Origin of the sequence: Actinomadura oligospora ATCC 43269, from assembly GCF_000518265.1 — a bacterium.
Lineage (GTDB): Bacteria > Actinomycetota > Actinomycetes > Streptosporangiales > Streptosporangiaceae > Spirillospora > Spirillospora oligospora.
Map to the genome: position 1 here is coordinate 329723 of NZ_JADG01000013.1, position 9997 is coordinate 339719.

The following is a 9997-nucleotide window of genomic DNA, read 5'->3' on the forward strand; positions in this document are numbered from 1 at the left end:
TGCCAGCTTATGGTGTCCGATGCCTCAGCGCGCCTGTGGATCGGCCCCAAGTCGTGGACGTGCCACCGGTCACCGTTGTTCCCAGGACGCCGTTGTTGTTCCCAGGACGAACGGACGTGTAGACCAGGCTCGTGCATGTGAGCTTCGCGAGCGAACCGACGCCCGGACGTCCGAATGAGGATTTCGTGGTTGCGGGCCCGGACTGGGCCGTCGTCCTAGATGGGGCCACCGCGCCCCCGGGTGTGGATAGCGGATGTGTGCACAACCCCGCCTGGCTCGCGCGACGTCTAGGCGGAGCGCTTGCGCTGAGGCTCGCGGCAGAGGAAGACCGTCCGCTGGACGACCTGCTCGCCGAGGCCATCAAGACGGTGTGCGAACTCCATGCCGACCGGTGCGACCTGACCAACCCGGACAGTCCGTCCGCGACGGTCGCGATGCTGCGACACCGGTCCGACGCGCTGGAGTGGCTGGTTCTTGCCGATTCGCCGGTTCTGCTCGATGTGGATGATGAGGTGCGTGCCGTCCGTGATGACCGCGTTGACCACCTGACCAGTTACACGCTTGAGGCCGTCCGTGCGGCGCGGAACGCGTCCGACGGGTTCTGGGTCGCGAGCACCCGTCCCGAGGCCGCCTACGAGGCTCTCAGCTGCCGTGTCGAGGCGGCTTCGGTCCGGCGGGCGGCGATGTTCACCGACGGCGCCTCGCGGCTCGTGGAACGCTTCGGGACGCTCGACTGGCCCGGCCTCCTCGACCTCACCGACCGCGAGGGGCCGCGCGGGGTGATCGAGCGGACGCGCGCCGCCGAGTCCGCAGAGCCGGACGGCGCGCGTCGCGGGAAGCGCTACGACGACGCGACTGCCGTCATGGTCCGCCTCTAACGACCTCCGGCCCGCGTGCGCGACGCGCGCGAGCCGGTCCTAGCGTCCCTGGTCCGGAGCGATGTGCGGCCACCAGGCGGCGAGGTCCTCAGGGTGATGGACGCCCTCGACCGTGAGAGTCGCGTTCATCATCGGGAAGCGTCGTCCGGCCGGGAACTGCCGCGTGTACGAGGGCGGGTCCAGGACCACCACGCGAGTGCCGTTGATGGCGGGGATGTCCGCGGGGACGCCCTCGTTGTAGATCCATGCGCCGTGGCCGTCCACAAGGTTCCACGGACTGGTGACGATGGGACGGCCCTCGGGATCCTGGTCGGTGAACCACGCGACCCACTCAGGCGGAAGCGGCTCGCCGGGCATGCATCCCGGACGACCCAGAAGCGCGCCGCCCAGAAGGACGTGCAACTGGAAGTTGTCGCCGATGCCCGCGATCTGAACCGTCCAGCCCTGCTTGCTGGCACGATCCAACACCAGGAGCCGCTCGCCCTCGAGCACTTGCAGGACGCCCTGCACGTAGCCCATGTGCGAGTGGTACTCGACAAGCTCGCCGGCAAGGCGGGCGCGGCCCTCGCGTTCCTGGATGGCTCCACGCACCATCGCGGAGTTCTGCAGGACCGTGGTCATCGCCAGGGCGAACTGGGGGACCGAGAACCAGGCCAGCATCGCGCTGACGGAGGCTTCCCCGAGCTTCGGGACGAGAACGTCCACGATCTCCTGGGACGGGCCGTCATCCTCCATGTCGGGCGGCGTGCTGTGCGTCGCCTCGCTCCACGCGCGCGCGAAAGCGACCGCTTCGACGAACACCTCGGTCGCGCGCTCGACCAGTGTCAGGCCGATGCTTTCCGGAGCCGCGCCGTTCTCCACCCAGGAACCGGACAGGACGGCAAGCCACCCGCCGATGGAGGGCTGCGCCTTGCCCAGGCCGTCCGCGACGCGCGGCAGGGCCGCGGACAGATCGGCGGGGGAGACCTGCTGGCTCATGTTCATGACCTGCGGCAACAACTCACCGAACGCGGGGTTGTCGTCGATCGCGGCCTGGACGAGGGCATCGCAGGCCCGGTGGAAATCCTCGGAACCCATGTGGATCACCCTGGCACACCGGATTCTAGAGTCGAATTCTAGAATCGGCTCCATGGACGCTCAGGACTTCGCCGACGTCGTTTCGGCCGTGCGCGCCTTCGTGCGCGAGCAAGTCATTCCCCGCGAGGACGAGATCGAAGAGTCCGATTCCATTCCGGAGCCGATCCGTCAGGGCGCGCGCGAGATGGGCCTGTTCGGATACGCGCTCCCCGAGGAGTACGGCGGCCTCGGCCTGTCGCTGAGCGAGGAGGTCAGGCTGGTCTTCGAACTCGGCTACGCCAGCCCCGCCTTCCGCTCCATGTTCGGCACCAGCAACGGCATCGCCGGGCAGGTCCTCGTGAAGTCCGGCTCGCCGGAGCAGCGGGCGTCCTGGCTCCCGCGCCTGGCGTCGGGTGAGGTCGTGGGCGCGTTCGCGCTGACCGAGGCGGAGGCCGGCTCCGACCCCAGCACCCTCACCACGACCGCCCGGCGTGACGAGGACCACTACGTCATCGACGGCGCCAAGCGGTTCATCACCAACGCCACTGAGGCCGACGTGTTCATGGTCTTCGCGCGCACAGGAGGACCGGGCTCGCGCGGGATCTCCACCTTCCTTGTCCCTGGAGACGCCCCTGGGCTGAAGATCGGGACGCCCGACGCCAAGATGGGCCAGCGCGGAGCGCACACAGCCGAGGTCTTCTTCGAAGGCGTCCGGGTCCCTGCGTCCGCGATGGTCGGCCAGGAAGGAACGGGCTTCCGCACGGCGATGGCCTCCCTCGCGCAGGGGCGCGTCAGCATCTCCGCCGTCTGTGTCGGCCTGGCCCAGCGGATCGTGGACGAGACCGTCGCGTACGCGCGCGGGCGCACCCAAGGTGGCCACGTCATCGGCGAGTACCAGCTGATCCAGGGCCTCATCGCCGATTCCCAAGCGGAGCTGTACGCGGGACGGGCCATGGTCCTGGAAGCCGCCCGCGCGTTCGATGCCGGGGAGGACACCAAGCTCGGACCGTCCTGCACCAAGTACTTCTGCTCGGAGATGGTCGGACGCGTCGCCGACAGGGCCGTCCAGGTGTTCGGTGGCATGGGCTACATGCACGGGGTCCCCGTGGAGCGGTTCTACCGGGACGCCCGGCTGTTCCGGATCTACGAGGGGACGAGCCAGATCCAGCAGCTCGTCATCGCCCGGCACCTCCTTCGCTGAGCGTCTGGGAGCCCTGCGCCACGGGCCCGCTCGCCTCGCTGATCACCTGGTGACACCCCCTGCCGAGCGGGTCTGCGGCCCCGGCGGATTGATTTCGCACTACGCCGCCGGACCGTGTACTGTTCTTCCTGTCGCCGCGAACGGAAGAACGCGGATGACAAGCCCCTTTAGCTCAGTCGGCAGAGCGTCTCCATGGTAAGGAGAAGGTCTACGGTTCGATTCCGTAAAGGGGCTCAGAAGGAAGAGCCGCACTCCGATCACGGAGGGCGGCTCTTTTTGTGTGTGCTTCATGCGCGCCTCGTGCGCGTGGGGATCTGGTGACTACTGGGCTCACGTATGTGATCCACGGTGGCGGTGGTGCGGATTGTGTGCGGAAGGCGCTGGTCAGGTGGGCGCGGGATTCGCTCGTGCGCGGGCGTTGTGGTACCGTCCATCCGGTCCCAGCGGGATGATTCGCAGGTCACCGCATCAGCGGGTAACCTGGGGTCCGGTCCGCTGCGGACCACGAGGAACCGAGTCCCCCTGCAAGCCCCGGGAGCTCGCGTTTCCCTGGTGTGGTGAACTTCCGGTATCCTTGCAATCCGGTCGTCACCGACCATCACGGCGGGGTAGCTCAGTCAGGCAGAGCAAGCGGCTCATAATCGCTGTGTCGCCGGTTCAAGTCCGGCCCTCGCTACTACCCGAACCTCTCGGCCCCCACGGGGGCGAGAGGGCTGGGTTGAAACAGCCGGCCTTCCACTCCTGGACGGCCGACCGAGAACGTCCATGTCCCTAGCCCAGAAAGGCACTCCAACGTGGCTGCCACCGACGTCCGGCCAAAGATCACGCTGGCCTGCCAGGAGTGCAAGCACCGCAACTACATCACGCGGAAGAACCGGCGGAACGACCCGGACCGCCTGGAGATCAAGAAGTACTGCCCCAACTGCCGGACCCACCGGCCGCACCGCGAGACCCGCTAGTAGCCGTTCGAGCACAGCGGTCCGCGCGGGCAGCTTCGCGCTTGCCCCAGACGCAGACGCGCCTCAGCCCGTCCTCGCCATACCCGCGAGGGCGGGCTGAACGTCGTTCTGTTACCGTCCCGTAGCGAGACCGGTAACGGCGCTTCGGCGCGGGCGTCCGCCGGCCTCCGCGCGCACGAGCCCGGACGGGAACTCCACGCGCGAGCCCGCGGACTCCGCAGGGGAGTCCGCACGTGAGCGAGAGGGACGGAGTGCATGGCGATCAACCGTGAATTCATCGGGCGGACGTTCCCGCCCAGCGAGCCCTACGAGGTCAGCCGGGTGAAGATCCGGGAGTTCGCGGACGCCATCGGCGACGCCAACCCCGTCTACCGCGACCCCGAGGCCGCCCGCGCCGCCGGCCACCCCGATGTCATCGCGCCGCCCACCTTCCCGATCGTGGTCTCCCTCGGAGGGGGCGCGCTCGGCGATCCCGAGCTGGGCATCAACTTCGCCATGGTCGTCCACGGCGAGCAGCGCTTCGAGTACGTCCGCCCCGTGCGCGCGGGGGACGTCGTCACCTGCACCTCGACGATCACCGAGATCAAGGCGATCGGCAACAACGAGAAGGTCGACATCGTCACCGAGGTCCGGACGGCCGAGGGCGAACTCGTCTGCAAGTCGTACAACACGATCGTGGAGCGGGGGGCCTGATGACCGCCAAGGTGAAGTTCGACGAGGTCAACGTCGGCGACGAGCTGCCCGCCCAGACCTACCACGTCGACCGGGCGAACCTCGTCATGTACGCGGGCGCGTCCGGCGACTTCAACCCGATCCACTGGCGGGAGAGCTTCGCCAAGCAGGTCGGCCTGCCGGACGTCATCGCCCATGGCATGTACACGATGGCCCAGGGCGGCCGTTACGTGACCGACTGGGCGGGTGACCCCGGTGCCGTCGTCGACTACGGCGTGCGCTTCTCCGCGCCCGTCGTCGTGCCCGACGAGGGCGGGGCCGACCTGGAGATCACCGGGAAGATCGAGGAGAAGCGCGACGACAACACGGTCGTCGTGGCCCTCACGGCCAGGTCGGTGGGGCAGAAGGTCCTGACCCGCGCCAAGGCCGTCGTCCGGCTCGCCTGAGTCCGGTCGAGGTCCGCGAGTACGGTACACATGAGCCGGGGGCGGCCAGTCGCCCCCGGCTCATGCGCGCGTAGGGGAGGGGAGACACCACGTGGCGGTGTTCGCTGAAGAGGTGAACCTGGCCGGATACACGACGCTCCGTCTCGGCGGCCCGGCCCGGCGGTTCGTCGAGGCCACCACCGAGGCCGAAGTCGTGGACGCCGTCCAGGAGGCCGACGCCGACGGCGAACCCGTCCTGGTGCTCGGCGGTGGCAGCAACCTCGTGGTGTCGGATGAGGGATTCCCCGGAACCGTCGTCCACGTCGGAACCCGTGGCGCGGAGCAGCTGACGGACGGTCAGGGGCGCGTCCTCATGCGCGTGCAGGCGGGCGAGGAGTGGGAGCCGTTCGTGGCGCGCTGCGTCTCCGACGGCCTCTCCGGAGTGGAGTGCCTGTCGGGCATTCCCGGACGCGTGGGCGCGACCCCGATCCAGAACGTCGGGGCCTACGGGCAGGACGTGTCGGAGACCATCGTCGAGGTCCGCGCCTACGACCGCCGGTCAGGGACGATCATCACGCTCTCCCGTGAGGACTGTCGCTTCACCTACCGCAACAGCCTCTTCAAGCGGACGCCGGACCGGTATGTCGTCCTGGGGGTCACCTACGCCCTTCGCGAGTCCGAGGACTCTCAGCCGATCGCCTATGCGGAGCTCGCCCGCCGCGTGGGCGCTGAGCCGGGTGCGTGCGTCCCGCTAAAGGAGGCGCGCGACGCCGTCCTCGAACTGCGGCGGGGCAAGGGCATGGTGCTCGACCCCTCTGACCCGGACACGCGCAGTGCCGGATCGTTCTTTACCAACCCGATCCTGGACGCGGCGTCCCTTGCCGGTCTCGAACGACGCGTCGCTGAGCGCCTTGGCCCGGACGTGACCTTCCCGCGCTTCCCCGAGAATGGCGGCCGCACCAAGACATCCGCCGCATGGCTCATCGACCGAGCCGGCTTCACCAAGGGCCATGCTCGCGGGCGCGCGCGCATCTCTACCAAGCACACACTCGCCCTCACCAATCCGGCCAGCGGCAACACCGAGGACCTGCTCGCGCTCGCGCGCGAGGTTCGAGACGGCGTCCACGCCGCTTTCGGCGTTGCGCTGGTCAACGAGCCGGTCTTCGTCGGCGTGACGCTCTGACCCTCAAGATCACAGTCCTCGCCCCGCGGTCGCTTACCGAAACGGAAGAGGACTGTGGCGGGGGTCGGCTTGACGAAGTTAGTGATCGACCAATAACTTCGGATCCATGAGTCCACGGATGAGCGCCGACGAGCGCCGCGAGCAGACGATCAGGGCCGCGATGGCCGAGTTCGCCCGCAGCGGCTTCGACGGCACCTCCACCGCGGCGATCGCCGAGCGGGTGGGGGTTTCGCAGCCCTACCTGTTCCGGCTGTTCCCGTCCAAGCGGGCGCTCTTCCTCGCCGCCGCCGAACGCTGCTTCGACGAGATAGAGCTGGCAATGCGCGAGGCGGCGGGCGGCCTGTACGGCGGCGAGGCGATCACCGCCATGGGCCATCGCTACCGCGAGATCCTGGCGGGCGACCCGACTCTGCTCCGCTTCCAGCTGCACATCTACGCCGCCGCCGTCGACGACCCGGAACTCCGCGACCTCGGCAACGCCAAGTGGGCCCGGCTGTGGCGAACGATCGGCGAGCTCTCCGGCGAGACGCCCGAAGAGGTGTTGCGGTTCGTCTCCGTCGGCATGCTCCTGAACGTCCTGACCGCCTTCAACATCCCGTTCGACCGCGGTGAGCGGCTGCCCCACGTCCTGGTGGAGTGGTCGCAGCACCCCTACGAGGCCCCGGTGGGAAGTCGCGCCGCCGATCACTCGCCACCGGTGCCGGCCTCCTCGGCGGCCGCTGAAGAGGGGTAAGCGGAGCCGCAAAAGCCGTTCGACCGAGCGCGTCCACCGACGCGCCTTCTTTTGCCCGAGCAAGTTAGTGACTGATAACTAATCAAGGAAGCCTCATGAGACCTCACGCACTCCGCACCTTCGTGGTGACCGGCATCGCGTTGTTCATGGTCACCCTCGACAACCTCATCGTCACGAACGCCCTGCCCGCCATCAGCGCAGACCTCGGCACCGGCCTCGAGGGGCTGCAGTGGACGGTCAACGCCTACACACTCACCTTCGCCGTCCTGCTGCTGCCCGCGGCGGCCGTCGCCGACCGGCACGGCCGGCGACGCCTGTTCATGCTCGGCATGGCCCTGTTCACGCTCGCCTCGGCCGCCGCGGCGCTCGCCCCCGGCATCGGCGTCCTCATCGCGGCCCGGGCCGTCCAGGGCATCGGCAGCGCGATCGTCGCCCCGCTGACCCTCACCCTGCTCGCGCACGCCGTTCCGCCCGCCCGCCGGGCCGTCGCCCTGGCGGCATGGAGCGTGATGAGCGGCCTCGGCGTCGCCCTGGGCCCGATCGTCGGCGGCGCCGTCACCGAGTACGCCACCTGGGAGTGGATCTTCTGGATCAACGTCCCCGCCGGACTGCTCGTGCTCGCACTCTCCCCGCGATTCCTGACCGAGAGCCACGGCTCCGCGCAGCGCCTCGACCCGCTCGGCACCGTCCTGGTCACCCTCGGCCTGCTCGGCGTCGTCCTCGGCCTGGTCCGCGGCAACGAGCACGGCTGGACGAGCCCCCAGGTCCTCGGCTCCGTCATCGCGGGCGCCGCCTTCCTCGCCGCGTTCCTCGTCCACGAGGCCCGCACACCGCACCCGATGCTCCCGCTGAGCCTGTTCCGCTCCCGCGGCTTCACCCTCGTGAACCTGATCAGCCTCGCCATGTGCTTCGGCATGTTCGGCGTGACGTTCCTGCTGGTCCAGTTCCTGCAGCTGATCGGCCACATGTCCCCGCTCGAGGCCGGCGTCCGCACCCTGCCCTGGACGGCCATGCCGCTCCTGGTGGCCCCCCTCACCGCCCCGCTGGCATCCCGCCTGGGCACTCGCACGGTGCTCGTCCTGGCCCTGCTCTTCCAGTCCGCGGGCCTGGCCTGGCTGGCCGTCCGCCTCGCCCCCACCTTCGGCTATGGCGCCCTCGTCCCGGGCTTCGTCCTGGCGGGCATCGGCATGGGCCTGTTCTTCGCGCCGGTCACCCGTCTCGTCCTGGCCTTCGCTCCGGCCACCCAGACCGGAGTGGCGTCCGGCATCAGCAACGTCAGCCGCCAACTAGGCACCGTCCTCGGGGTGGCGGTCCTGGGCGCCGTGTTCACCGCCACCGGCGACATGACCACCCCCCACAACTTCGCCACCGGCGTCACCGCCGCCCTCTGGACCGCCTCAGCAGTCCTCGCCGCCGCCGCCCTGACCACCCTCGCCGTCCCCCGCTTCACCACACCCCCCACCCCCGCCCCCACCACCCCCAAGCCCCAGTCCACCCCCCAATCCACCCCAACCCCCACAACCTGACCCCACCCAAGTCCCCACCCGGCCGCGCGCCCTCCCCTCCGCGCACGGCCCAACCCCATGGCGTGGCTCAACCCCACGGGTGGCTTAACCCCACGTGCAGCTCAAGCCCACGCGTGGCCCAACCCCGGTGGAGGTTGGGCCCAACGGCGCTCAACGCCCGCAGGGGTAATCCCCGCGGGCATGGGCCTCTCCATGCGGCCCAATGCCGATGCGGCCGCATCCTGGCGGGGGTGGTCACGCGGGGCCCAAGGCCTCGGGCCCGCCCTCCGGTGAGCCTCGCCCCCGTGCGCGGCGCAATCCCTCGTGCGTGGCCCAACCCCGGTGGAGGTTGGGCCCAACGGCGCTCAACGCCCGCAGGGGTAATCCCCGCGGGCATGGGCCTCTCCACGCGGCCCAATGCCGATGCAGCCCCCTCCCGGCGGGGTGGTCACGCGAGGCCCAAGGCATTGGGCCGCCCTCCAGTGGGCCTCGCCCCCGTGCCCGGCTGAATCCCATGCGCGGCGCAACCCATGCGCGGCCCAACCCATGCGCGCGGCTTAACCCCCATGCGCGAGGTCAACCCCCAGGGATTGACCTCGCCATGCGGCTCAACCCCGTTTGGCGCGTTTCGCGTTCGGTCCAAGCCCCGAATGGCCCAACCTTGTGTGAACCACCCCCGCATGGCTCACGCCCGTGTGGCCCAAGTCCCTTGTGGCAAGCGCCGTGTGGGCAAGCGCCGTGATGGGACCCGCCCCCGCGCGGCTCAACCCGATGCGCGCGGCCAAACCCCGTTCGGCTCGTCTCGCGTGCGCCCAAGCCCCGTATGGCCCCCTGTGTGAACCACCCCCACGGGACTCAACGCCGTGCGGCCCAAGCGTCGTGTGGGGCCCGCCCCCGCGCGGCTCAACCCCGCGCGCGGCCCAACCCCTGCGGACGTTGGGCCCAAGGGGGCCCAACGTCCGCAGGGGTTAACCCCGTAGGCATGGGCCTCTCCACGCGGCCCAATGCCCAATGCGGCCCCTCTCGGCGGGGGTGGTCATGCGAGGCCCAAGCGTTGGGTGGGCCCGCCCCCCCCCGCGCGGCTCAACACCCACGCGGCCCGAGCCCCTGCGGGGTTTGGCCCCCGCCGGGCCCAAAGCCCGCAGGGCCGACCCGCACGGGCCTCGCCCTCCGCGCGGCTCAACCACGTGTTCGGCTCAACCACGCGTTCGGTCCCATCCACGTTCGGTCCAACTCACGTCCGGTCCCACCCTTCATGTGGCCCCCCGCGGTCCCCCCGTGGCCCCCACGCGGTCCCCACGCGGTCCCCTCCGCGTGGTTCACCCTCCGCGTGGTTCACCCTCCGCGTGGTTCACCCTCCACGTGGTTCACCCTCCACGTGGTTC

The 9997-nt window shown here is 69.8% G+C and carries 9 protein-coding genes and 2 tRNA genes; 10 read left to right on the plus strand and 1 reads right to left on the minus strand.

Annotated features, from left to right (window positions below; all coding sequences use genetic code 11):
- Nucleotides 1–137: 137 nt before the first annotated feature.
- Entirely contained in the window at nucleotides 138–878 is a 741-nt protein-coding gene (locus P696_RS0123565; RefSeq protein ID WP_342669033.1) for a protein phosphatase 2C domain-containing protein, read from the plus strand.
- Between the two features lie 39 nt (nucleotides 879–917).
- On the opposite strand, the gene P696_RS0123570 is transcribed toward P696_RS0123565, so the two are convergent.
- Nucleotides 918–1955 (minus strand): hypothetical protein, encoded by a 1038-nt coding sequence (locus P696_RS0123570; RefSeq protein ID WP_026414271.1) that lies wholly within the window; start codon nucleotides 1953–1955, stop codon nucleotides 918–920.
- Nucleotides 1956–2007: 52 nt separating this feature from the next.
- On the opposite strand from P696_RS0123570, the gene P696_RS0123575 reads away from it, so the two are divergent.
- The 9 genes from P696_RS0123575 to P696_RS47585 all read left to right on the plus strand — a co-directional run bounded on the left by P696_RS0123575 (nucleotide 2008) and on the right by P696_RS47585 (nucleotide 8633).
- A complete protein-coding gene (locus tag P696_RS0123575) occupies nucleotides 2008–3135 on the plus strand; it encodes an acyl-CoA dehydrogenase family protein (RefSeq protein ID WP_026414272.1) in 1128 nt (375 codons plus the stop codon).
- A 161-nt stretch (nucleotides 3136–3296) separates the two neighbouring features.
- Nucleotides 3297–3369: transfer RNA gene (locus P696_RS0123580), tRNA-Thr, on the plus strand.
- Nucleotides 3370–3737: 368 nt separating this feature from the next.
- A tRNA-Met gene (locus P696_RS0123585) sits at nucleotides 3738–3811 on the plus strand.
- 118 nt (nucleotides 3812–3929) lie between these two features.
- Entirely contained in the window at nucleotides 3930–4094 is a 165-nt protein-coding gene (rpmG, locus tag P696_RS0123590) for a 50S ribosomal protein L33 (RefSeq protein WP_026404241.1), read from the plus strand.
- A gap of 255 nt (nucleotides 4095–4349) precedes the next feature.
- On the plus strand, nucleotides 4350–4787 hold the full coding sequence (locus P696_RS0123595; protein ID WP_026414273.1) for a MaoC family dehydratase N-terminal domain-containing protein: 438 nt from the start codon (nucleotides 4350–4352) through the stop codon (nucleotides 4785–4787).
- On the plus strand, nucleotides 4787–5212 hold the full coding sequence (locus tag P696_RS0123600) for a MaoC family dehydratase (RefSeq protein WP_026414274.1): 426 nt from the start codon (nucleotides 4787–4789) through the stop codon (nucleotides 5210–5212). The genes P696_RS0123595 and P696_RS0123600 overlap by 1 nt, the downstream gene beginning before the upstream one ends.
- Nucleotides 5213–5303: 91 nt before the next feature.
- Complete coding sequence (locus P696_RS0123605) at nucleotides 5304–6374, plus strand: UDP-N-acetylmuramate dehydrogenase (RefSeq protein ID WP_026414275.1); 1071 nt, start codon at nucleotides 5304–5306, stop codon at nucleotides 6372–6374.
- 106 nt (nucleotides 6375–6480) lie between these two features.
- Entirely contained in the window at nucleotides 6481–7107 is a 627-nt protein-coding gene (locus P696_RS47580) for a TetR/AcrR family transcriptional regulator (protein WP_084338006.1), read from the plus strand.
- 95 nt (nucleotides 7108–7202) lie between these two features.
- A complete protein-coding gene (locus P696_RS47585) occupies nucleotides 7203–8633 on the plus strand; it encodes an MFS transporter (protein ID WP_051468047.1) in 1431 nt (476 codons plus the stop codon).
- The last annotated feature ends 1364 nt before the right edge of the window (nucleotides 8634–9997 follow it).

Excerpts from the sequence above, each read along its gene's own strand:
- P696_RS0123595 (WP_026414273.1), top strand. The coding sequence starts at position 4,350 with ATGGCGATCAACCGTGAATTCATCGGGCGGACGTTCCCGCCCAGCGAG.
- P696_RS0123575 (WP_026414272.1), top strand. The coding sequence starts at position 2,008 with ATGGACGCTCAGGACTTCGCCGACGTCGTTTCGGCCGTGCGCGCCTTC.
- P696_RS47585 (WP_051468047.1), top strand. The coding sequence starts at position 7,203 with ATGAGACCTCACGCACTCCGCACCTTCGTGGTGACCGGCATCGCGTTG.
- P696_RS0123600 (WP_026414274.1), top strand. The coding sequence starts at position 4,787 with ATGACCGCCAAGGTGAAGTTCGACGAGGTCAACGTCGGCGACGAGCTG.
- P696_RS47580 (WP_084338006.1), top strand. The coding sequence starts at position 6,481 with ATGAGTCCACGGATGAGCGCCGACGAGCGCCGCGAGCAGACGATCAGG.
- P696_RS0123570 (WP_026414271.1), bottom strand. The coding sequence starts at position 1,955 with ATGGGTTCCGAGGATTTCCACCGGGCCTGCGATGCCCTCGTCCAGGCC.